Source organism: Streptomyces sp. NPDC093065, from assembly GCF_044754585.1.
In the GTDB taxonomy this organism is placed as follows: domain Bacteria; phylum Actinomycetota; class Actinomycetes; order Streptomycetales; family Streptomycetaceae; genus Streptomyces.
Window position 1 is genome coordinate 371132 of record NZ_JBIVPJ010000005.1, and the last position, 21299, is coordinate 392430.

23 protein-coding genes are annotated in these 21299 nt (G+C 69.4%); 3 read left to right on the plus strand and 20 right to left on the minus strand.

What is annotated here, in order from left to right:
* Positions 1 to 18 precede the first annotated feature (18 nt).
* From ACIQFU_RS12510 to ACIQFU_RS12590, 17 genes are all read right to left on the minus strand, one after another.
* A complete protein-coding gene (locus ACIQFU_RS12510) occupies positions 19 to 1278 on the minus strand; it encodes a lanthionine synthetase C family protein (RefSeq protein ID WP_402550883.1) in 1260 nt (419 codons plus the stop codon).
* Positions 1265 to 4366 carry a lantibiotic dehydratase gene (locus ACIQFU_RS12515; RefSeq protein WP_402550884.1) on the minus strand — a complete coding sequence of 1034 codons (3102 nt, stop codon included), beginning with the start codon at positions 4364 to 4366 and terminating at the stop codon, positions 1265 to 1267. Before ACIQFU_RS12515 ends, ACIQFU_RS12510 begins: the two co-directional genes overlap by 14 nt.
* Positions 4367 to 4452: 86 nt before the next feature.
* A complete protein-coding gene (locus ACIQFU_RS12520; protein WP_402550886.1) occupies positions 4453 to 4632 on the minus strand; it encodes an FxLD family lanthipeptide in 180 nt (59 codons plus the stop codon).
* A gap of 37 nt (positions 4633 to 4669) precedes the next feature.
* Positions 4670 to 4801 carry an FxLD family lanthipeptide gene (locus ACIQFU_RS12525; protein WP_402550887.1) on the minus strand — a complete coding sequence of 44 codons (132 nt, stop codon included), beginning with the start codon at positions 4799 to 4801 and terminating at the stop codon, positions 4670 to 4672.
* A 106-nt stretch (positions 4802 to 4907) separates the two neighbouring features.
* The gene (locus ACIQFU_RS12530) at positions 4908 to 5087 is read right to left on the minus strand and encodes an FxLD family lanthipeptide (protein ID WP_402550888.1); all 180 of its coding nucleotides are present in this window, start codon (positions 5085 to 5087) and stop codon (positions 4908 to 4910) included.
* A gap of 204 nt (positions 5088 to 5291) precedes the next feature.
* Entirely contained in the window at positions 5292 to 5759 is a 468-nt protein-coding gene (locus ACIQFU_RS12535) for a DUF6082 family protein (RefSeq protein ID WP_402550889.1), read from the minus strand.
* A gap of 74 nt (positions 5760 to 5833) precedes the next feature.
* Positions 5834 to 6409, minus strand: a complete 576-nt coding sequence (locus ACIQFU_RS12540; protein ID WP_402550890.1) for a DUF6624 domain-containing protein — start codon at positions 6407 to 6409, stop codon at positions 5834 to 5836.
* Entirely contained in the window at positions 6406 to 6921 is a 516-nt protein-coding gene (locus tag ACIQFU_RS12545) for a hypothetical protein (RefSeq protein ID WP_402550891.1), read from the minus strand. Before ACIQFU_RS12545 ends, ACIQFU_RS12540 begins: the two co-directional genes overlap by 4 nt.
* A gap of 131 nt (positions 6922 to 7052) precedes the next feature.
* On the minus strand, positions 7053 to 7526 hold the full coding sequence (locus tag ACIQFU_RS12550) for a LuxR C-terminal-related transcriptional regulator (protein ID WP_402550892.1): 474 nt from the start codon (positions 7524 to 7526) through the stop codon (positions 7053 to 7055).
* A 138-nt stretch (positions 7527 to 7664) separates the two neighbouring features.
* A complete protein-coding gene (locus ACIQFU_RS12555) occupies positions 7665 to 8918 on the minus strand; it encodes an acyl-CoA dehydrogenase family protein (RefSeq protein ID WP_402550894.1) in 1254 nt (417 codons plus the stop codon).
* A gap of 83 nt (positions 8919 to 9001) precedes the next feature.
* Positions 9002 to 9643: a GAF domain-containing protein gene (locus ACIQFU_RS12560; protein WP_402550895.1), complete on the minus strand. Its 642-nt coding sequence runs from the start codon at positions 9641 to 9643 to the stop codon at positions 9002 to 9004.
* On the minus strand, positions 9643 to 10233 hold the full coding sequence (locus ACIQFU_RS12565) for a GTP-binding protein (protein ID WP_402550896.1): 591 nt from the start codon (positions 10231 to 10233) through the stop codon (positions 9643 to 9645). The genes ACIQFU_RS12560 and ACIQFU_RS12565 overlap by 1 nt, the downstream gene beginning before the upstream one ends.
* A 43-nt stretch (positions 10234 to 10276) precedes the next feature.
* Positions 10277 to 10684, minus strand: a complete 408-nt coding sequence (locus ACIQFU_RS12570) for a DUF742 domain-containing protein (RefSeq protein WP_402550897.1) — start codon at positions 10682 to 10684, stop codon at positions 10277 to 10279.
* Entirely contained in the window at positions 10681 to 11196 is a 516-nt protein-coding gene (locus tag ACIQFU_RS12575) for a roadblock/LC7 domain-containing protein (protein ID WP_402550899.1), read from the minus strand. The genes ACIQFU_RS12570 and ACIQFU_RS12575 overlap by 4 nt, the downstream gene beginning before the upstream one ends.
* A 61-nt stretch (positions 11197 to 11257) precedes the next feature.
* On the minus strand, positions 11258 to 12775 hold the full coding sequence (locus ACIQFU_RS12580; protein WP_402550901.1) for a sensor histidine kinase: 1518 nt from the start codon (positions 12773 to 12775) through the stop codon (positions 11258 to 11260).
* Positions 12776 to 12801: 26 nt separating this feature from the next.
* Positions 12802 to 14703: a glycoside hydrolase family 15 protein gene (locus tag ACIQFU_RS12585; protein WP_402550902.1), complete on the minus strand. Its 1902-nt coding sequence runs from the start codon at positions 14701 to 14703 to the stop codon at positions 12802 to 12804.
* A 234-nt stretch (positions 14704 to 14937) separates the two neighbouring features.
* Positions 14938 to 15312, minus strand: a complete 375-nt coding sequence (locus tag ACIQFU_RS12590; RefSeq protein ID WP_402550903.1) for a DUF6415 family natural product biosynthesis protein — start codon at positions 15310 to 15312, stop codon at positions 14938 to 14940.
* A 303-nt stretch (positions 15313 to 15615) separates the two neighbouring features.
* On the opposite strand from ACIQFU_RS12590, the gene ACIQFU_RS12595 reads away from it, so the two are divergent.
* A complete protein-coding gene (locus tag ACIQFU_RS12595; RefSeq protein ID WP_402550904.1) occupies positions 15616 to 17004 on the plus strand; it encodes a Tat pathway signal protein in 1389 nt (462 codons plus the stop codon).
* A gap of 66 nt (positions 17005 to 17070) precedes the next feature.
* Entirely contained in the window at positions 17071 to 17553 is a 483-nt protein-coding gene (locus ACIQFU_RS12600) for an SAM-dependent methyltransferase (protein WP_402550906.1), read from the plus strand.
* Positions 17554 to 18026: 473 nt separating this feature from the next.
* Here the strand turns inward: ACIQFU_RS12600 and ACIQFU_RS12605 are convergent, their stop codons facing one another.
* The 3 genes from ACIQFU_RS12605 to ACIQFU_RS12615 form a co-directional block, all read right to left on the minus strand.
* Positions 18027 to 18398: a DUF6415 family natural product biosynthesis protein gene (locus tag ACIQFU_RS12605; protein WP_402550908.1), complete on the minus strand. Its 372-nt coding sequence runs from the start codon at positions 18396 to 18398 to the stop codon at positions 18027 to 18029.
* 246 nt (positions 18399 to 18644) lie between these two features.
* Positions 18645 to 19826, minus strand: coding sequence for a helix-turn-helix domain-containing protein (locus ACIQFU_RS12610; RefSeq protein ID WP_402550909.1), 1182 nt, complete (start codon positions 19824 to 19826; stop codon positions 18645 to 18647).
* Between the two features lie 56 nt (positions 19827 to 19882).
* Positions 19883 to 20524, minus strand: a complete 642-nt coding sequence (locus ACIQFU_RS12615) for an HAD family hydrolase (RefSeq protein ID WP_402550911.1) — start codon at positions 20522 to 20524, stop codon at positions 19883 to 19885.
* Between the two features lie 372 nt (positions 20525 to 20896).
* Between ACIQFU_RS12615 and ACIQFU_RS12620 the strand changes: the two genes are divergently transcribed.
* Positions 20897 to 21094 (plus strand): helix-turn-helix transcriptional regulator, encoded by a 198-nt coding sequence (locus ACIQFU_RS12620; protein WP_402550913.1) that lies wholly within the window; start codon positions 20897 to 20899, stop codon positions 21092 to 21094.
* Positions 21095 to 21299 lie beyond the last annotated feature (205 nt).

Below are 21299 nucleotides of genomic sequence, written 5' to 3' on the forward strand. Positions count from 1 at the left end.
GGTCCCTCTTCTCGTCGGCTAGTTGATCAGGAAGCAGGTGTCCCACCCGGACGCGGACGGCGTTCCGGTGTGGAAGGCGTTCAGGGCGAGTGCGGTGCCTGCGGCACCTTCGAGGACTCCGATGTCTCCGCCGCCGGGCGGGGCGATCAGGGAGTCCGCCAGGGTGCCGGGCGCGGTGTCGGTGATCGGGGCCAGGAGCCGGGGCAGGCACTCGGCGAGGCCGGGAGCGAGGGCGTCGGCGGCAGCGAGTTGCGTGACGCGCATCAAACCCGCGAAGCCATGGCACAGGGAGACATCCACGGTCGCGTCGAGTTGGCCCGGGTCGGTCATGGCGCGCAGGAGGGCGAATTCGGCAGCGTGTTGGCGGGCGGGATCCTTGAGGGCCAGGGCAGCGAGCTGCTGGGTGCGGGCGAATCCTGCGGTCCCGTAGCACCAGGACGGCCGGGAGGGACCAGGGCCGGTCGTGCCGGAGCGCAGCTGCTCGCGGGTGATCCAGTACGGCCACCACGGGCCGGCGGGACCGTCCTGCTGCCAGTGGTCGAGCCAGGCCAGGATGCGCGTAATCGCGTCGAGTTGGCCGTCGACAGTGACGCCGCGGCGGGCCGCGAGGGAGAGCACGGCGAGGGGGCCGCCGATGCCGTGGGCGACGCCGTTGTTGGCGTGCCCCTCCGGATACTGGGAGGAGATCGTCCCGGAGGGGGCGAGGTGGCTCCACCAGCCGGGCAGAACTTCCCCGTCGTGCTTGACCGGCTCGGCCAACCGGACCAGGTAGGTCAGAATCTCGCGGAGGACGTCGGCGTGGACGTCGCGGTGCAGCAGGAGCCCGCCCATCCCGCTCAGGCCGCGGATCGCGTCGAACTCCGCCAGCACGGGCAACTCGCCGCGGTCCATGCGTGCGTGGGCGTCCGCGAGCCGGTCCCGGACCGCCGTCGTGACGTACCGGTCAAGGGTGTCCAGGGCGCGGGCGTAGCGTCCGGGGCGGTCGGAGGCGGCGTGGAGAGCGAAGGCGAGCGCCGGCGCCCCGTAGTAGAGGTGGCTGTCCGGGCCGCCGACGGCAGGTTCGGATGCGGCGCAGGCGAGCCAGTCGTGGGCGCGCTGCCACGGCCCTTGACCGGTGCGGGCCCGCTCGATGTGCAGCAGCGCGACACCAACCGCGCCGTGCGCGAGCGACTGCGGCCACCAGCCCTGGCGGTGAGGCAGCCCACGAACGTCCTCCGGCGAGGCGAGCCGCGCGGCGATCGTGTCGGCGGCGACCCGCGCGCTGTCACGCAGGTTCATGGTGATCTCCTCGGTGAGTCCAGGCCATCGCGGCGGCGTGGGCCAGCCGTACGCACATCCGCTCGTCCTCCTTGCCGATGCCGACGGCGCGGATGTGGTGGGCGTGCAGCAACGAGTCGAGAACGAGGTCCGGGTCGATGCCCCCACCGGACGCGTCCAGCTCCTGCCGGTAGCGGGCCAGGGCCTCGTCGCGCTCGCTCCAGGCGCTGGCGATGGCCGCGCCGCCGGGGGCCGCGCGCAGGGCCGCCCAGCCGTCAGTCGGATCGGCCAGGCGAACCGCCTGACCGAGCACTGCCCGGTCCATCGGGCGCGGGTCGGCGATCCGGCCGTGGGCGATCAGCCAGTCCATGCCGGCCGAGATGCTGCCCGTGAAGGCGGCGGCGAGGGACACGAAGTTGGCGGCGGCGAGGACCTGTCGGTGCGGACGGGTGCTCTGGGCGAACTGGACGGCCAGTGCTCGGGAGTCAGCGGCGAACACGTCCTCGGCCAGCCTCATCAGCGGCCCGGCGCCCCACCGGCCTGTCTCCGGGTAGGAGGTCGCGAACTGCATGTCGGCGAGGATCCCAGCACGGCGCAGTCCGTTCGCCCAGGCACACACGCGCTGCACGGTGAGCGCGAAGTCCTGCTGGCTGGGGACCGCGATGCGCAGGCGCAGGTGCCAGCGAGGGTCCCGGTAGCGCATGTACCACCAGGTCAGCGGCGAGTCCCACTGGCCGAGCAGCGCGGGAAGGTGGTCGGCAAGGATCTCGGACTGTCGTTCGATGTGCCCGTACAGCTTGACCAGCAGCCAGGAGGCGATGCCCGGAAGGTGCCCGTGCTCGCGGGTGACGAGCCGGTCCACGGTGATGGGCGGGACGCTCGGCCACTGCGGCGGGCGGACGGCCGCCATCGGGGCGATGATCTCGTGAGCCTGGCCGTCGAACCAGCCCCCGTCGGATTCCGCTTCCGTCAAGATCGCCGATTCGTGGGTATCCAGGTGGGCGCGCAGCAGCGCGAGGTGCGCACGTTCGGAGAGGTCCAGCGGCAGGAGCTGGTCGCCCTCGGCCAGCGCGACGTGGTCAGGAACTCGGCGGCGTGCGCGCCACCCGTCGGCCGCCTTATGCCACTCCTCCCAGGAGGCCCGGCGGGCGGGCAGCTCCGACCGCTCCAGTCGCCACCGTGCCGGAGAGAGGATCGCGCGGCCGTAGCGCACACGCGGCAGATACGGCAGGGCTGTGGCGGACGCCCAAGGGAACATGGTCAGGACGGCGGTCTGGGAGCGGCTGATCTCGGTGAGGAAGCGCGCCAGCGGCGGCGTGTGCCCTCGCAGATCCAGAGCGTGCAGCGTCATGGGATCCAGCAGGCACGCCCGGGAGAGGGAGACGAGATAGAGCCTGCGGCGGTCGCAGCCCACGGCAAGGTCGTCGAGCCTGATCGTGCGCGCATCCACCTCACGGTGCTCCGCCAGGCTGATGACGGCCGGCAGGAGTTCGGCAACGCGGGTGACGTTGGTGTCTCCCCGGTCGAGTGGAGCGAAGGAGACCTGCGTGGGAATCGAGCCGGTCGTGTTGACCGGCAGCTCCTTCAACAAGGCGCCTACGCGGGCCTGATCGTCTGGTGCGAGCAACCCGAGGCTGCGGCCGATCGTGGTGCCGATTCCGCGGGAAGGGGCGAGGCCGTGAAGAACGAAGTCTCCACTGTCCAGAGCTTCTTGCGAAGCGGCACGGATCTTGAAGCGCAGCTCCGTGTGGGCCGGTACCTGCGGGGCGTTACGGTCTCCGACCGTCAACGTGCGGATCAGGTCCTCGTCCAGGCTGATCTCGTCGCGGCCGTCGAGGACTGCCGCCTGGGCGAGGGAGAGCAGCTGCTGTTCACGAGAGGTCAGGGCCTCACCCTGCTCAGGTTGCGCATCGCGGTATCCGACCGGGAACCCGAGGCCGACGTCCGGGTCCACCAGGTCCCGGACCGGGACCAGCGAGTTGATGCCGTACCGCTCGAAGAACCGGTTGTGGAAGTCCTTCCACGCCGGAGTGCCGAAGGGGTACGCACTCAGCCGGGCCAGCACCGTGGCGGCCTGCTCCGCCTCGCGGGCAACCTGTGGGGGCAGAGTGAGGGAGCAGTCCATGCGCAGGTCCAGCGTGAACGGCTGAGCCTTGACGCTACTCAAGGCGGTCATCTTCTGACGTAAAGCGGTACGCAGGCGCCGACCGTCCGCCGGGGCCAGGACCTGGTTGTGCCGGGCGATGGCGTCGCGGACCGGCCGCAGGTCGGCCACGAGGCCCGTGGCCGATGGGGCGGCGGCTGCTTCGGCCTGCTCGATCAGGTGACCCAGGGCGTCGAGGGTGGCAGAGGGCGCGTGCAGGCTGCTGATGAGCACACCGCGTTCGACGAGGCTGCTGACGAGCCCTTCCACCCGGTCAGCGGGAACGTTGGGGAACTCGCTCCTCATCCGTGCGATTACCGCATGGACGGGGACGGGCGAGGCGGCGGCGTCAACGGCGATACGAACGGCGCCGGTGTACCGGAGGGACACTTCGGCCGCCGGGCTGCCGTCGGTGCGGCGTGAGCGGGGCGGGTAGGGCACGATGAGCCGATCTCCCCGTATGAAGATGGTGTTGTTGGCCATCACATGCAGGTGCCGCAGGAGTTCAGGATTTGCTTCCAGGCGGGCGACAAGGTCCGCGATCCAGTCGCCGTCGGCACGGATGACGGGTCGGTGCCGCTCACCCCAGGACCATCCCGGTCGTTCCCCGAACGAGGCGGGCGCGATGCCGGCGAACAGACCGTTCGGGGTCGCCCGGCCCGTCATACGCAGCAGGTACCGCATGACCGACACCACTGCGCGGCGTAACTGACGGGTCTCGGGACTGGCCACCGAGCACAGGGTCTGAACCTGCTGCGCGAGCAGAGGGCTTGCCTGCTCGATGGAGTCGGCGGCCTCGGACAGCGACCAGATGTCGCGCAGCCACGTCTGCCACCGCACCTCACGGTCCGGGGCCTCGTCAGTGAGGTCCGGCCATGCGGGAAGCGGCAGCCTCGAGAAACGGGCGGCGCGCACCAGCGCAGCGTCCGCGCACCGGTACAGCGGACCGTCCTTCCGGGAACCCATGCACCCTCCCTAGTTGTGGTGTGTTGGGGTGGGTGCCAGCCCGCGCGGCGCAAGGCCGCGCGGGCTGGCAGATCGAAGCGCCGAGGTCAGGCCACGTTGGTGGCGCAGGACCCCTGGCAGCTCGGCTTGCAGCCGTCGTCCGTCAGGTTGATCACCGTGGCGGAGCCGTCGCCCGACTCCAGGACGGTGATGTCCAGGTCGAACGCGTCACCGCCCGGCGTGGCGGCCGGGGACTGCGCCTGGCCCTTGATCGTGTTCGCGTTCATGCGGGCTTCTCCCTACTCGTGGTGCGGTGGAAGATGATCAGGCCACGTTGGTGGCGCACGGGCTGGAGCAGGTGCTGCCGCAGCCGTCGTCGGTGAGGTTGATCAGCGTGGCGGAGCCGTCGTCGGACTCCAGGACGGTGATGTCGAGGTCGAATTCGTCGTTCTGCATGTGGTGATTCCTCCGTTGTCGTGCGCGGCTGCGATCAAGCCGCAAGGGACGTGCCGCGTGGGCGGCGCCGGCACGACATGGGCGTCGTGCCGGTGGTCTGGTGAGGTCAGGAGCCGCTGGAGATGCAGGCGTTGCCACCGCATGTCGAGCCGCAGCCGCCGTCGGAGGCGATACTCGCCCCGACCGTGCCGCCCGATTCGATGACGCTGATGTCGAGGTCGAACGGGCCCTGCGCGGCAGAGGCCGAGGCGGTCCTCACACGCTGGCCGGTCACCTTGGGAGTCACGGCTATCCTCCTGATCGGTGTGGTGAGACACTTCATTTCGGTGTGTTGCTGTACGGCCGGCTCTGTCCGACGGGCGGCAGCTGTGCGGCCTGGGCCGGTCGGGCCTCCTCGGCCACCTCGCCGGATACGAGAACTGCTGTCCGGCTGAGGAGTTGGGGACAGACACGGAGTCCGAAAAGGGTGACGGGGCCCCGAGATACGCCGTCAGGCTGCCTCGGGCTGCGCCTGCGGATGGTTCTTCGCGGCCTGGTCGAGTACGCGGGTGAAGTGCTCGGCCCGCTCGTCGCCCTCGGCCTCCTGGGTCCGGAGGTCGCCGAAGCGCTGCCAGTAGCGCCGGCAGACATCGCTGCTCATGACCATCGCGGCATAGAACGGCAGCTGTCCGTCGTGGACGCGGCCGAGGCAGTGTCGGAGGCTGAGGGCGCAGATGAGTCGGTTGGCCGACATGAGCTGCATGTACTCCTCGGCCTTCATGTCCTCGGGCTTCCACAGCTCGGCGAGGTCGGCGTTGGTGGACACCCGGTTCAGCCAGTCGAGCTGGTTGCCCGCTAGGAGCACCTCGTGCCGCTCGGTCTGGTGCCGTGCGTTCTGCCTGAGCCGGGCGGCTCCGACCACGGCGGTCGTGAGGGACAGGGCAGCACCGGCAGCGAGGACGGCGGTGGGGAGCTTCATCGGTCAACGAACCTTTCGCAGATCGGAGATGAGGCCAGTGGGCCGACTGAGGGAAAACTTGGAGGTCCGCCTGTTCACGCGGCCCCCGCGAGGACGACGGTCGGGGCTTCGTCGGCGGAGCTGTCCGGCGTGTACCGGCGGCGCACCGCGTTGAGCGCGACGGCTAGCGGCGGCAGACCCACAGTGGCCCTGCGTGCGTCGACGGACGCAGGCGCGCGCAGCGGGCACAGCTCGATCCCATTGGCGGTCAGCAGGAGCTGGGTGCCGTACTCCTGGGCGCACCCGCCGGTAATGAGGGCGCGGTCGTGAAGGTGCGCCCAGTGCTCGACGAGCGCGTCGCCGGCCTCGACCGCACGCCCGAGCAGGATGGTGGCGGCGCGCTGGAGGGTGAGATCGTGGTCGCTGTGCAGGGCGATGCTCCAGGCGGCGCGGGCAGCAGCAGGGCCGACGAGGCGGTAGCCGGGCCACTCGTATTCACCCAGGATCCGGCGCAGGAACTTGGTGTTGGCGTGGTCGGTGTGCCGGCCCTGCCCGAGTTGGACTGCGTCGAGCTCGTCGCGCACGCGCTTGGCTCGGTGCACGGCCGATTCCGTTGCGCGGACGATCAGCTCGCGGGCAAGGTCGGGTCGCTGCGGTTCGTCGGTTGTCACGCGGTGCTCCGATCGTCCGCGGCCAGATGAGGTGCATGGGTCTGGCAGCTGATCAATGCGCTGAGCCTTGGGCGGTGCTCTGCGGCCAGTTCGAGGCGGGCGACGCGGTCCCCCTCCCGTCCCGGGCCGGAACCCCGCACGTCCCAGCCCATGTCCGTGAGCCGGCGCAGCAGAGCGGCGATGGGCTCGGCTTGGAGGGCGTGACGGGCCAGGTTTTCGGCCCGTACGAGCGGGAGGCCCTGCCGGGCGGCGAGGTCGGAGGCCCACAGGGTGATCAGCCGGGTGATGTCGTCGGGCTGGTCGGGCAGGGTGTGGACGCGTCCCAGGCGGAGGCAGGGGCCTTCGCCCCAGCTGAGGCCGGGGTCGCGCGCGGGGACCATGCAGGCGAGCAGCTTTCCGTCCTCGAACAGACCGGCCGACCTCGTCTGCCGGTCGCGGAACAGGGCCGGAACGTCGGCTTGAGCGGGCACGGGGAGACCGCGCAGGGTGAGCCAGTGCTGCCGGTCCTGCACGAGAGCAGCGGCTTCCGCGCGCTCAGCGTCCGTACGTAACGTGCGCACCGCGTATACGGCGCCCGGGTACTGCGACGCGACCGAGGTAGCAGCTGGAGGCTCTTCGTTGGCCAGGGGAGTGGGGGGCTTGTTCACTGGCTCGCTCCGCTCCGCGCCGCCGGGTCGGTCGGCAGCAGCTTCCAGCCGTGGGCAAGGATCACCAGGTGGGTGGTGTCCCGCGCGCCTGTGTCGGCGAGGAGTTGGTCGAGTGCGGCGCGCTGGTCGGCGGGGGCGAGTTTGGCGGCGACGGCGATATCGTGGGGGTCGCTGTGCTCGGCGACGGCCCGGAGCAGCAGCAGTTGATTCCGGCTGAGCGTCGGTGCCGGCCCGTCCGCCGTGGGCGAGGCCACCTGCCGGGTGGCGAACAGGCGGTGCACGATCACTGGGGGCTTGCAGCGGGGCGCGCAGTGCAGGCTCTCGCGGATGTCGCGGAGGTACTGGCGGACGGTCACGGGTGACAGGACGCTCTGCGTGGCGATCTCTTGGGCCGTGAGGCCGTTCGCGAGGTGCTGGGCGACGCGCTGCAGGGTCGGCGTCAGTGGTGTGATCGGTGCGCTGGTCGTCACGGGCAGGGTCACGGTGTCTCTCTCGGCTGGGTGGATGGTCACTGGGAGGGTGCGCCGCCGGTCCCCGCGGGGGACGGGGGCCGGCGGCACGGGCCCGTGCGCGGCGATGGGGAGTCACGGGGTACCGCGCACGGGGGCTTATGCGGCGGTCGGGTCGGGTCGTGCCCAGGCGGCTTCGGCGGCGAGGCGTTCGGACCACTGGATGCGGTCTTCGTCGAGGGCGCTGTCGGCGAGGCGGATGCGCTGGACTTCGCCGGTTCCGGCCGGTGGGTAGGTGTGCTGGATGTCGCGCCACAGGCGCTGGAGGATGTAGTCGCCATCGAGGGCGTGGGCGCCGTGCAGTTCCATGGCGTCCTGGGCGGACTGCATGGCCCACTTGTGGCCGAGGTATTTCGAGTTGATCAGTTCGGCGTCGCAGGGCAGGCCCTGGTCGAGGAGGTGCACGGACTGGTAGGCGAGTATTCGTGCGGCGCGCAGGCGGGCCTCCATGTCGCCGACGCGGTCCCGCAGGACGGGCAGGTCGGAGAGGACGCCCTGGTAGCGGGGGCGGGCCTTGAGCCGGGCGGTGGTGGTGTCCACGACGGCTTCGTGGATGCCGAGGCTGACGGCGGCCAGGTTGGGGCGGCCGTAGAGGATGCTGCTGCTCTGGGCCACGGCCAGTCCCTGGCCGACCTCGCCGACCACGTTGTCGTCGGGGACGCGGACGTGATCGAGGTCTAGGCGGCCGGCGGAGAAGCCGTGCAGACCGAGGCCGGCACGGTGGTCGGAGACGGAAAGTCCGGGGCGGTCGGCTTCGACCACGAACGCGGTCAGCGCCTGGGAGGTGCTCACTCCGGCCGCGGCGGTGCGGGCGACGACGAGGTGTGCCCCGGCGAGGTGGCTGTTGCCGATATGGATCTTGCTGCCGGTGATCACCCAGTCGATGCCGGCGCGTTCGGCAGCGGTCTCGATGCCGCCGATGTGTCCGCCGGCGAGCGGTTCGGTCACGGCGATCGACAGCAGCAGGGAACCGTCCGCCACCCTGGGAAGCCAGCGGCCCTTCTGCTCGTAGGTGGCGAAGTGCAGCAGGGCGCCCACGGGGATCAATGTGGCCTGCAGGATGGCCGCGGCAGCCGCCGAGACCCGTGCGATGCGGTGGACCAAGACGGTCCTGGCCACGTGTCCGGCGCCCAGCCCGCCGAAGACGGCCGGGACGGTGACGGTGAACCAAGCCCGGGCGGCCATCAGGTCGGCGACCTTGCTTTCCACCCGGCCCGGAGCGGCCTCCATCCGCGCGACGCGCGGAGCGACGTGCTCGGCCACGAAGGCGTCCGCCTCCTGCCACAGCAGATCGTGGCGGGCGGTGAGGTAGGGACGCAGCGCCGGTGGAGGCGTGGTGGGCGTGGCGGACATGGTCTCCCTCTCCCTGGATTAAGGGCGCAACGCGGAGCGGCCGGGGATCGCCTACGGCTCCCGGGCGGGGGTTGTGGAACGGCTTAGCGGACGGGGGCGCGGGTGAGGTGGCCCATCACCTGCGCACTGGCGTTGATGACGATGTCCCGCAGACGGCGTGCCTCCGCCAGCGGTCGCTTCTCGGGGTCGATGACGCACACCGTGCCCAGCACCGTGCCGCTGTCGTGAATCAGCGGGGCGCCGAAGTAGGAGCGGATCCCGACGGCGTCGACCACCGCGTTGCCGCTGAAGCGCGGGCTGGCGTGCACGTCGTGCAGCGGGAGGGCCCTTTTCCGGGCCATGACTTCCGGGCACCAGCCGTGGTCTCGGCTCATAGTGCGGCCGACGATCACGAACCCGCTGTCTGCGGGCGGCTGGTGCAGCCCGACGAAGGTCTGCTCCTCCAGGAACAGGTTGACGAACCCGTACAGGAACCCGGCTTGTGTGGCCATGTCGCGGGCCAGGTCGTCGAAGTCCTCGTTGGCCACTGGGGGCACGCTCAGGCGGTTGAGCAGCTCGTAACGCTGAGCCAGCTCCAGCGACTGCTGAGGTCGCTGGCTGGTGAGGGCGGTGGCGGGCGGGGTGAACGGGCCACGGTTGGTGTCCCGCATGTCGCGCCGAGGCAAGGACCGGGCGGGCGGGGCAGTCTGCGGCGTGCGGTAGGGGTCGCTGGGGTGCTGTGGCATCAGGCGTCCTGGAGGGTGGTAGAAGGGGTGTGACCAGCGCGATTGGTGGTGTCGGCGCAATTCACGGCGTGGTCGACGAGGGCCTGCAGAACGCCGGCGACGTGATTCGTGTCGCGGGCGTCGCAGGTGACCACCGGCACGGCAGCGGGGAGTTCGAGAGCGGCGCGGACCTGCTCGGGGTGGTAGCGGTGCGCCCCGTCGAACTGGTTGACCGCGACGACGAAGGGCAGGCCGATGTCCTCGAAGAAGCTGACGGGGGTGAAGCTGCTTTCCAAGCGGCGGGTGTCGACCAGGACGACCGCGCCGACGGCGCCGCGGGAGAGGTCGTACCAGAGGTCGACGAACCGGTCCTGGCCTGGAGTGCCGAACAGGAACAGCTCCAAAGGCATCGGCGCGTCGGGCAGGCTCAGTCGGCCGAAGTCGAAGGCGACCGTCGTGGTCTCCTTCGCCTCGACGCCCGCCAGGCTGTCGACGTCCGCGCTCGCCTCGGTCAGGTACTCCTCCGTACTCAGCGGCGTGATCTCGCTGACGGCGCCCACGGCGGTGGTCTTTCCCGCGCCGAAACCGCCGGCGATCACGATCTTCAGCACAGCCGGAGCACCGGCCCGCGGGTGCGGCGAAACCGTGGTCGGGTCATCCGGCCTGGGGATAGGCGACGGCATCAGGCCACTTCCTCTTCAAGCCGGCAGAAACGGCTGCCAGCATTTGGGTAGACGGACCGGACCCTGCGCCGGTATCGGCATAGGACTGGGTCAGGGGGACGACGAGGGCGTCTGCGTCCAGGAGGTCGGAGACGAGCACTTTGACGGCGGTCACGGGCCGGCCGAGGCGGCCCGCCAGTTCGACCACCGACCGTCGGCGCTCCCGGCACAGGGCGAGAATTTCCTCGCACTCCTCGGCTTGCGCCGGGCCTGGCCTTCCCTGCCCGGCCTCCAGGGCGGTTTCCAGAGCGAGCAGGTGCCACGGCTTGGTACGCCCGCGCGTCACGGCGTAGGTCCGTACGAACGCCGACTCTTCGGCCGCGCGGCCGTACGTGGTCACCGGACCTCTCCGCCCGTGCCGCCACGGACGGGGATCACCATGTACGGGGCGAACTTCTGGACCAGGCGCCCCATCTCAAAGCCGACGGTGCCCACGTCGGCGTCCCGGGTGGCGATGACGGCGAGGATCGTGTCCACCTCACCGCGTTCGTTACCGGGGTGGTTGTCGAAGGCCGCGCTGCGCCCGGCGCTCTGGACGAAGAACAGGCAGTCGGATCGCTCGATGATGACCTGGCCCGCCGGCCTCTTCTTCCCGCGCGGACCGGTGATGTTCGTCGCGAGGGAGGCCACCCCGCTGAAGGCGGCCGACAGCTCGTCCGCCCAGTCCTTGTCGACGTCACTGTCCAGCAGCCGCAGTCCGTCGCGCGAGATCAGCACGGCGTGCGTGACACCCAGCGTCTCGGAGGCGAACTGACGCAGCAGCCAGACCATGCTGTCCCGCTGTCCGCTTGTGGTCGTCGCGGATGCGGGCATGTCGCCGGTCATGTTGTTCATCGCGGGGTGGGTGCTCATAGGGATCGCTCCAGAAGAGGGAAGGGCCAGTGGATGTGCCGGGCCACCGGGAACGGACGGGTCAGGGGGTGGGGTGTTCTGCCGAGGCGGGAGGGGGATCGGCGGTGCCGCCGGCCTGGAGGCCGTTACGGAAGGCGGCTGCGAGCCCGGGCGTCGCCGCGGCCACGGGGGCTTGCTCCCGCTCGTGCGGTGGACGGAAAGGTTCCGTCCGGCGTGTGCGCGTCGGCAGAGCGGGCGCGTCAGCCGATTGACCTGCCTCTGCGGTCGGCGCCCCAGTGGCGCCCGGGCGTGCGGCTTGACTCGCCCCCGGTGCGGCTGGAGCCGCGGCCACCTGCTGCGGCTGCCGCCCGGACGTTCGGGCTTCCTGGGGCAGCGGCGCGCCCGCATCCTCGACCGATGGCGTTGCTACCAGGAGCCGTGCCGGTATGACGACCAGAGCGGTGGTGCCTCCCGTCGCGTTCTCCTGCAGGAGGACGGACAACCCGTGTGACTGGGCGATCTTCGCGGCGACCAGAAGGCCGAGCTGTCCAGCCCGGACCTGGCCGCTGACGTCGACCTCGTCCGGGGCTTTGAGTAGGTGGTTCATCTGTGCCCGCGTCTGCGGGTGCATGGGAATGGCGCGGTCCTCGACCTCGATGGCCAGCCCGTGTGGCACCCGCTGCGCGCGCACCATCACCCGCGTCGCTGGATCCGAGCACTCGCAGGCGTTCTCGATCAGCTCGGCCAGCAGGTGCGTCAGGTCCGGCCCCACATGGCCGGGCAACCCCAGCTCGGCACCCACGGATCCGGCCGCGACGGCCACCCGCGGATACTGCACGACCTCGGAGACAGCGCCACGCAGGGCCGTCGTGACGGGAACGGGCCGGCGCACACTGCGCAGGGACTGCCCGCCCAGGACCGCCGTGCTCTCGACCTGGCGGCGCATCCGCGTCACAAGGTGATCGATCTCGAAGATCTTGGCCAGCAGCTCCGGGTCGTCGGTCAGCATCTCCAGCCGGCTCAGTGCCTGGAGTGCCTTGCTGACCAAGGCGTGCTCGCGCATGGCCAGGCGGCGAAGCACCTCCAGGAGGACCACGGACTGGGACTCGTCGTGCACGCGGATCAGCGACATGATGGCCTGCGTCTGGAGGGCACTCAGCGCGTTGTCGATCCCGGCGTTCGGAGTGGGCGACTGCGCGGTCTGCGGGTCCGGCAACGCTGGACGTTTTCCGCGGCACAGCTCGTCCGCCGACCACTGCACTGACTTCTCAACGGCTGCCGCTGCCCCTGTGACCGCTGTCAGCGCTGCTGCCTGGGACTCCTCCACTGCCGACTGCACGGCACTGGCGATGGTGCGTGTTCCGTGTGCCGCCACCGCGACGACCGCCGCCAGTCCGCAGACCAGGCCGGCCAGGACCCAGCCGGGGCCTACGACGGACCCCGACCGGAGGGCGAAAGCGGCGAGCAGCAGCGCGCCTAGGAGTGCCAGGGGCAGTGCCACGGCGCGACGGGCGAGGTACAGCGTGGTCGCGTCGACCGGGGGCCGCCGTCTGCGGTGGCCGGTAGCGGCTGGCCGTGCCGGGAAGGCGCTGTCAGGCATGGGAATCCTCGTCAGGGGTGGGATGGCTACGCGTGCTGCGGCGTCAGGTCTGCGGTGGACTGGCGCGTGCTGCGGGAGCTCGAGCGGGGCGCTGGAACCGCGAGCGCGGCGTGGCGGGGGGAGGACTGCGTCGCCATCTGCTGAAGGAGCAGGGCGCTCTGGATCAGGCCCATGTGGCTGAACGCCTGCGGGAAGTTGCCGAGCTGGCGCTGCTGGACGGGGTCGTACTCCTCCGCCAGGAGCCCGAGGTCGTTGCGCAGAGCCAGGAGGCGTTCGAACAAGGCGCGCGCCTCATCGAGGCGGCCGGTCAGGGCGAGGCCGTCGACGAGCCAGAAGTTGCACAGGAAGAAGGCCCCCTCGTCGCCGGCCAAGCCGTCCACCCCGACGTCCTCACCGCAGGTCGGGTACCGGTACACGAGCCCGTCGTCCGTGGAGAGTTCACGACGGACCGCATCCACGGTGCCGATGACGCGCGGGTCGTCGGGCGGCAGAAAGCCGGTGCGAGGGATGAGCAGCGTGGCGGCGTCCAGTTCCTGCGAGCCGTAGGACTGGGTGAAGGTATTCCGCACCGGGTCGAAGCCCTTGTCACAGACCTCCCGGTGGATCGCCGCCCGCAGCTCGACCAGCGGGGCCACGTCGATGTTGAGGGCGCCGGCCTCGACCAGGCGGATGGTGCGGTCGACCGCCACCCAGGCCATCACCTTGGAATGGACGAAATGCCGGCGGGCCCCGCGGATCTCCCAGATGCCCTCGTCGGGCTCCCGCCAGCGCTGGACCAGGTGCTCGATGAGCCGCTGGTGCAGGACCGCGGTGTCGGCGCAGTGGGCGACTCCGCTCCCGTGCGCGAGGTACAGGGTGTCGATCACCTCGCCGTACACGTCCAGCTGCAGCTGGTGCGCAGCCCCGTTCCCGACCCGTACCGGAGCCGATCCCTCGTACCCGGGAAGCCAGGGAAGCTCCCGCTCCCGCAGGTCACGCTCCCCGGTGATCCCGTACATGATCTGCAGGTTCTCCGGGTCCCCGGCCACAGCGCGCAGCAGCCATCGCCGCCATGCCTGTGCCTCCTGCCGGTATCCGGTCCCCAGCAGCGCGGCAAGCGTCGTGGCGGCGTCGCGCAGCCAGGTGAAGCGGTAGTCCCAGTTCCGGTCGCCGCCGATCTCCTCCGGCAGCGAGGTGGTCGGCGCCGCCACGATCCCGCCGCTCGGCCCGTAGGTCATGGCCTTCAGCGCGATCGAGGACCGGACCACGGCCTCGCGATACGGCCCGTCGTAGGTGCACTCCTGTGTCCAGTCCTGCCAGAAGGCGAGCGTCTCGGCGAGCGCGGCCTCCGGGTCGGGTACGTCGGGCGCGGCTGCATGGGACGGGCACCAGCTGAGCACGAACGCCACACTCTGGTCGGCGGCGATGGTGAAGGCGCTGACGACGACGCCGTCCTTCTCCACCTGCGGGACGCAGGTGTCGAGCCACAGAGCGTCCGCGCCGGCCTCCGCGACCATGCGCCCACCGCACTCGTGGATCCACGGGCTGACGCTGCCGTACCCCGGCCGAGGACGCATGGCCGAGACCATCTCCACTTCGCCAGTCAGGCCCTCAGCGATCCGGATCACCTGCGGGGCCCCGTCGCGCGGCGGCATGAAATCCAGGACCCGGACCGAACCAGTCGGGGTACGCCACAGCGATTCGAGAACGAGTGAGTCACTGCGGTACCGGCGCTCAGCCACTCTTCCGGAGCCTGACCGGCCTGCGGACGAGGCCGGGGCAATCTGCCAGGTGCCGTGCTTCTGTGTGCCGAGCAGGCCGGCGAACGCGGCCGGTGAGTCGAAGCGGGGCAGGCATAGCCAGTCCATCGAACCGTCGTCACAGACGTGGGCGCTGGTCTGCATGTCGCCGATCAGGCCGTACTGCTCGATACGCGGAAGGCGTTTCATCGTGTGGGGATCTCCGTTAAGCCCCGCTGGTCTAGCGGGTGTTATCGGGGCCGCCGAAGCGGCCGGGGACAGGCCGGGAGTCAAGGAGTCAGCGGTCACTGCGGGGACGCAGGCTCGCTCGGGGGTGGTGTAGAGGTCCTGTCTGCGCGATCGAGGCCAGTCGCACGAGTCCTCGGCAAACCAGCCACGCCATCGGGACGAGGATCAGTCCGATGAGGAGCGCTCCGGTGAGGGTCATGTCCGGGGCGCCGAAGCGGCCCACACCAGGCAGGTGAGGGCGACAGCGAAGACCGCACCGCGCAGCACGTTGATCTGCGGCTTCCATCGAGCCAACCTCCGTGCCGGTCGACTCGCTCCGACGTCGTCCAGCCGGATCTTCGCGATGAGTTCCTGCGTTGCCTCGGCGAGTCTGACGAGGTGCACCCGGCTGGGCAGGTAGCCCTCCGGGAGCCCGTCCGAGCAGAGTTGCTGCGCACGGAGCAAAGCCGGCTCTTGCGAAGGCATCAGGGATCCGAGCTGGTTGACGTGCCCTCGCAGTTGCAGGACGAGGTCCTCCACATCGGCGGCGGTCTCAGGCACCGGCGAGTCCTCGCCCAGCACGAGCGTCACCGTCTCCGTCGCGGACACCGCTTGGTCACGCCCGGCACCCGGCTCACCGAGGACTCTCCGGTCCTGACCACTGCGTTGGTACAACGCCCGGCGAGGGGCCAGCGAGAGACGCATGACACAACTCCTATGTAGATCAGGCCAAGTTGGGTGAGAAACGCCGTGCACCGCAGTCGGTCGGCGTGCAAGGTGAGTGATCCGGCCGCTACGTTGAGCGAACCGCGAATCCCCGCTGAGGGGTATGCCTGCGCGGCCCTCAAGGCCGTCAAAGGCGTCAAAGATCATTTCGGACCCGAGGGGTAGCCCATGGCCCGTGAGCGAAACGTCGCCCTCGCCGCACTCCTGCGCGAAGCGGGCTGGTCCCAGCCCCAAGCAGCCGCCGCCGTCGCTCGTGTCGCCGCGGAGAGCGGTGCACGCGAATTGGAGGCCATCTCGCGCTCGCACATCGCCATGTGGGTCCAGGGCACCAAGCCCAGCGGACGAGCGCCCCATATCCTGCGTGAGACGCTGTCCCGCAGGCTCAGCCGCCGCCTCACCCTCGCTGACCTCGGGCTGGAAGACGGACCGACAGGCTCGCCCGACAGCAGTTCCGACTGGAGCGTCGACCCTCTGACCGTGCTGGCCGAGCTGGGAAGCGACGACCTGGACATGCACCGACGCAAGCTGCTGGCGACCGCCGCGTACTCGGCCGCCGGCCTCACTCTGCCCGCGAGTTCGTGGTGGACAACCGCCCCAGCCGCTGCAGCATCGCGGCCAGCAGTCTCCCCACGGCTGGTGACCCAGGCCGACATCGATGACGTCCGCAACCTGACAGCCTTCTACTCCGCGCGGGACCAGCAGCGTGGTGGAGCCTCGGGGCGCTCGGCTCTGGCCGGCCACCTTCGCGACGAAGCGGTGCCACTGCTGGGCAGCAGGTTTCGAACGGAACGGCACCGCCGGGACACGTACTCGGCCGTCGCAGAGATGACCTACATCGCCGGCTGGATGGCGTTCGACGCCTCCGAGCACCGCACCGCCCAGCGCTACCTCACCCTCGCCGCGCGCATAGCGGCTGAAGCCGGAGACGGACCGCTGGGCGGCCACATCCTGCGTGCCCTCGCCCATCAGGCAGTCGACCTCGGGCACCCACGCAGGGCCCTGGATCTGGCCGACGCCTCCATGGCCCGCACTCACTACGGCCAGGCCAGCTCGCGCGAGAAGGCTCTGCTCTCCATCGTCCACGCCCGAGCCCTGGCCGCCGACGGCGACCGCCCCGGCACCCTCGCTGCCATCAGCCGAGCAGAGCGGGACCTCGGCCGCGCCGACAACGAGGGCGGCCCCGACCGCGTCGGCTTCTTCCAGGAAGCCTCCCTCGCCCACGAAACTGCCTGCGCCCTGCGCGACCTGGGCAACCCAGTCGAAGCAGAGATCCACTTCCAGCGCAGCGTCCGCACCCGACGGCGGCAGCAGTACGCCCGCACCCACAGCGTGACCCTCGGCTACCTGGGCGCCGTCCAGGTCCAGCAAGGACGTCTCGACGAGGCATGCGGCACTTGGGGACAGGCTCTCGATGCCATGGCCGGCGTACAGTCCGGCCGCGCCCGCGACGTCATCGTCCGCATGCAGAGCGACCTGTCGCCCGTCCGGCAACGCGGAGGCCGCCACGTCGCTGAACTGGACCGACGGGCACGGGAAATGCTGCGCGCCATAGGCTGACCACAGGGCAGGACCGCGGCCGGCGGCTGCCGCACACGCGACTCCACGGGAGAGGAACGAGCACTGATGGCAAGGTACGAGATCGAATCGATCGCAACGGTCATCGAGGGGCACACTCGCGTCCAGGACGACTACCAAGGCGGGATTGAGTCGATCATTCGACTGAACGATGCCTTCCCGCTCGAAACGCTGCAGGGGATCGAAGAGTTCTCTCATCTGACGGTAACCTGGCATTTCCATCTGGCGCGTCCCGAAGACGTTCAGCTCCACGCGCGCAGCCCTCGCGGGAACCCGATCTGGCCGGCGACCGGTACGTTCGTCCACCGCAACCACCGGCGTCCCAATCAACTTGCGATCAGCTACCCGCGGTTGATCAAGGTGGATGGCCGGGACCTCGTCGTCACGGACTTGGATGCTGTCGTCGGCTCTCCCGTCCTTGATGTAGCGCCGTACTTCACACAAATGGGGCCCCGCGGTCCAGTTCATCAGCCAACCTGGCCGACCGAGATGCTGGCCACCTATTGGCTGAATGCCTCGGAACGCCCTTAAGTCGACTGGCTGTAGCCACGCGTTGCTCGCATGAGCGTTCATTGGCGCCTCTTTCCGAAAATGTGCAAGCTCACCAAGTAATCCAGCCGTCCTTGCTTGCACCCCACTCGCAGGACCGGGCTTCGATCAAGTCGAGAACCCATATGTCATTCCCTATAACCGAATGCCGAGTTCGGTGGAGCAGGGTGCGCCGGATCAGGCCCCTGTGGTTGAACGCTTGGGGGAAGCGCCCAAGGTGCGAAGCAAGCTGTCTTCGTTGCCGGCCACGCCGTTCATCCCGGTGGGCTTGTGTCGACCGTCCACGGCCCGGTGGGTGGGGGTACGTGGCCGTGTCCAGGCAACGCGAGCAGTCTGCCGAGGCACCGCAGGCCTGCACGATGAAGTTGCGCATGCTGGTTGAGGACGGTGCCGGTAGGCGAGCCGGCCGCGATCACAGGGGGTTCGCCAACGATGCCCTCGTGGCAGCGGTCGGATCACTGACCCACCACCACAACCCCGCGCAGTTCCTGCACGCGGCGGGCGAGTTCAGCGACGTGGATCGCGCCGGATAGTGGGGCTGTGCCTATCTGAAAGTTCAGGGTGCCTTGGGCCCGTTCGGCGGTCTGGATGAGCCTGTACCAGGCGCGGGACTGCAGCGGCTCATCGTCTGCCTGTCGATGGACAAGCGGTGCGAGCCGCGCAACCTCGGCTCGCAGCACCCTGTTGAGCTCTTCGAGCCGGGACATGGGCGGGAGGACGCCGGTAGCGCCGAGGGCTGCGGCGATCAGCTGGGAGATCTCGTCTGCGTCGACGGGCTGATGCGTCCTACACATCACGCCGCCCCCATCTTCGCGTGGCAGCCGCACGAGACGACCGTCCACACACGAGCCCCGGCCGACAATTGCACGCGTCCGACTATTGACAGCCCTCGTGCTACGGCGCCGCAGTACCAGCACGCCCGGCCGTGCAGCCGCGCAGTGCTCACCGGCCCCTCGACCTGCAGTAACTTGCCGATGCCCCTCTGCATCCTCGCCTCCGATCTGCCTCATCGATAGGGACAGACAGAGCATGGACTGATATATGGGGTGCAAGGGATACACCGTGTATCCCCTTCAAACTGCGCCGATCCACTCGGCGAAACTCGTCAGCGATTCCGCGTCCGCCCGCTTAAGCCGGCGGATCGTCGAGGCAGCTTCACGAGCCCACGGATGTTCCCGTGTGTGCTGCGAGGCGATGAAACGGGCGACCTTCAGCGACTCGAAGGCGTCGTCCGCGCGGCCGGCCCACACTTGCGCGCGGGCGAGTTCGATCCAGAAGCCGGATTGCCGCTCCTCGGGCAGGCTGTCAGGCGGCGTCCACTCGTCGGCGATGTCGAGAGCCCGCTGCAGGTGCTCTTGCCCGAGGCTGACGGCCACAGAGACTTCGTGCGCGCGGACTGACTCCGGACCGAACTGCGTGCCGTCGTAGGCGGCTTCTGGCACCTTGTCGCCGAGCATCCGGGCTTCGTCGAGGTGGAGGGCAACGGCGTCCGCGTCTCCGCTTCGGCCGGCGATGACGGCGGCGCGCATGTGCAGGGCGCCGCGGGCAGCGGTTGACGCTGTGCCGAGCGGGTACGGACTCGCGTCGATGGCCTGCTCCAACGCCCGTAGCCCTTGAGCGTGGGCCCGCGCGGCGAAGAACGTCTCGGTGCGCACGTAGGCCGCAGAGGCTTGCACGACGCGGTCCTCGGTTAGGTCGGCCGCCCACCGCATGAGTTCCACCAGTCGCGCGGACAGATCGAGGGCACCGAACTTATACGCCACGGCGTCTGCGGAGCGCGCAGCGGTGGCAAGGAGGTGCGCGGAGCGGAGCTGCTCTGCCCCGCCCGTGTGGTGGAGCGCCGCGAGCGACTCGGTGAGCAGATGGGGGGCGTGCTCGGCGATGCGGGCGTACTGAGCGGCGAGACGCCACTGCACGAGCTTGCCGATGTCCTCGCGGAGTTCGTCGAGTGGGCGGGGCGTGGTGTCGGCAACAATGTCGTAGGTGGCAATGGCTGCAGAGATGTTGGGCAGGACTGCGTGCACGCGGCTGTCGGTGCGGGTGCTGCCTACGACGATGCGGCTCGGGTCGACGTTGAGCGCTGCGGCAATCGAGTCGAGGGTGTCGTCGCTCGGCGAGCGGGCGCCCCGCTCGATTCCCTTCACGGTGGCGAGCGAGACGTAGGCGGCTCGGGCGAGATCGGCCTGCGTCATCCGGCGTGCGCGGCGGATAGTCGCGATGTGTTGGCCGACGTCGCGCCTACTGGCGATGGGCATACACGCACCGTACCCAGTTGTATGCGCTTTCCGAGAGGTAACGGCCCTTGGAACTGCTACATAGCCAACAGAGAGGGCAGGTCGGCGAGAGTACTGATTCTCCAGTCGGCGACCTCGGTCACCTCTGGACTGTCGGCCCACAACTTGCCCCACGGGCCGCGTCGAAGATGCGCCGTGCGGAGTCCAGCTGCGGCGGCCGGGGTGACGTCGTTGGACGGATGGTCACCGACGTACAGCGTCTCGGCGGGTGCCGCCTGTGCCGCCTCGACCGCCTTACGGAAGAACTCCGGGGCAGGCTTGGCCACACCCCACTCGCCGGATGTGACGACCAGGTCAGCCGGAAGGTTTAGGGCACGGAGCAGTTCACCCGCACGGGCGGTTTGATTCCCGGCGACGACGACCCGTAGGCCGAGGTCGCGTAGTTCGGAGAGCGCCGGGCGTACGTCGTCGTACAAGTCTGTCTCGTCGAGGACCTCGCCGTGGCCGGCTGCATCGCGGGCCGCGTACTCGGCGGCGACGTCGATGCCGGGCCGAATGAGGCGGAGGGCATCAGCGTTGTCGCGTCCCTGAGCGACGACAGCGCCGACGAGCGCTGACACAGTGTGTCGGGGGGTGTTGAGCCAGTCGGCCCAGGCTGCCCAGTGCCGGTCATCCCGTACGAGCGTCTCGCCGACATCGAAGATCACTGCGCGAATCATGCGGGCAGGGTATCGGCCGTGCCCGCGCCCGCTGAGGGTAGCGCGCTTCGGAGGGGTAGACCAGCCCGCCTCTGCAGTGGGTTCGCCGCCGTGCTGTCCACCCACCAGGCGGTTCTCGACAAGATCGACTTTCCGTTGAGTCGAAACGATGTTGGACGGCTCGGGTTGAGGGCTATCTGGTAGGTGAGCAGGCCCTAGAAGGCTGCTGCAGACGTCTGGCGTGAGCGGAACATAGCCGACGATTGCCGGTTGGGCAAACCGGCGATGCTCCGGACTATTGGTTGCAGAGCCAGCGATGAGGCATCAGATCCCGGGTGTGGATTTCGAGGTGCCTGCGCGGCTACAGGCAGAAGTGGTGGAGGAGATTTGGGCGTGAGTGTGTCTGACCGGTTCATGAATGTCAAGGAAACCGCCGATTATTTGAACGTGTCCGTTTCCTGGCTGTACAAGAATGCTGCCCGCTCGGGATTGGTGATGTACAGGTTTGGAATAGGGGTGAATTCCAAGATCCGTTTCAAGGTGTCAGAGGTTGAAGCCTGGGTGAAGCAGCAGCGAATAATGGGTGTTTAGGGCGTATCCGTTGTTACGCCTGAAGGGCCGCTGCTGGTGCAGCGGATACTGACACGCAGAATTATGTGAAGCGTGACAGTTGGGCAGAAAGTCGATCATTGACGGTTTCGTTGGTTCGTGGGATGGGTTCGTTTTTCAAGGAGTGTGAGCATCCGCGGTCGCGGTGGTCGAAGTGCCCGCACGCGTACAAGGTGCGGTATCGGTC

Bases quoted from the DNA above. Each gene is read 5' to 3' on its own strand.
- ACIQFU_RS12510 (WP_402550883.1), bottom strand. From the start codon at position 1,278: ATGAACCTGCGTGACAGCGCGCGGGTCGCCGCCGACACGATCGCCGCG.
- ACIQFU_RS12515 (WP_402550884.1), bottom strand. From the start codon at position 4,366: ATGGGTTCCCGGAAGGACGGTCCGCTGTACCGGTGCGCGGACGCTGCG.
- ACIQFU_RS12520 (WP_402550886.1), bottom strand. From the start codon at position 4,632: ATGAACGCGAACACGATCAAGGGCCAGGCGCAGTCCCCGGCCGCCACG.
- ACIQFU_RS12525 (WP_402550887.1), bottom strand. From the start codon at position 4,801: ATGCAGAACGACGAATTCGACCTCGACATCACCGTCCTGGAGTCCGAC.
- ACIQFU_RS12535 (WP_402550889.1), bottom strand. From the start codon at position 5,759: ATGAAGCTCCCCACCGCCGTCCTCGCTGCCGGTGCTGCCCTGTCCCTC.
- ACIQFU_RS12555 (WP_402550894.1), bottom strand. From the start codon at position 8,918: ATGTCCGCCACGCCCACCACGCCTCCACCGGCGCTGCGTCCCTACCTC.
- ACIQFU_RS12560 (WP_402550895.1), bottom strand. From the start codon at position 9,643: ATGCCACAGCACCCCAGCGACCCCTACCGCACGCCGCAGACTGCCCCG.
- ACIQFU_RS12575 (WP_402550899.1), bottom strand. From the start codon at position 11,196: ATGAGCACCCACCCCGCGATGAACAACATGACCGGCGACATGCCCGCA.
- ACIQFU_RS12580 (WP_402550901.1), bottom strand. From the start codon at position 12,775: ATGCCTGACAGCGCCTTCCCGGCACGGCCAGCCGCTACCGGCCACCGC.
- ACIQFU_RS12585 (WP_402550902.1), bottom strand. From the start codon at position 14,703: ATGAAACGCCTTCCGCGTATCGAGCAGTACGGCCTGATCGGCGACATG.
- ACIQFU_RS12595 (WP_402550904.1), top strand. From the start codon at position 15,616: ATGGCCCGTGAGCGAAACGTCGCCCTCGCCGCACTCCTGCGCGAAGCG.
- ACIQFU_RS12600 (WP_402550906.1), top strand. From the start codon at position 17,071: ATGGCAAGGTACGAGATCGAATCGATCGCAACGGTCATCGAGGGGCAC.
- ACIQFU_RS12610 (WP_402550909.1), bottom strand. From the start codon at position 19,826: ATGCCCATCGCCAGTAGGCGCGACGTCGGCCAACACATCGCGACTATC.
- ACIQFU_RS12615 (WP_402550911.1), bottom strand. From the start codon at position 20,524: ATGATTCGCGCAGTGATCTTCGATGTCGGCGAGACGCTCGTACGGGAT.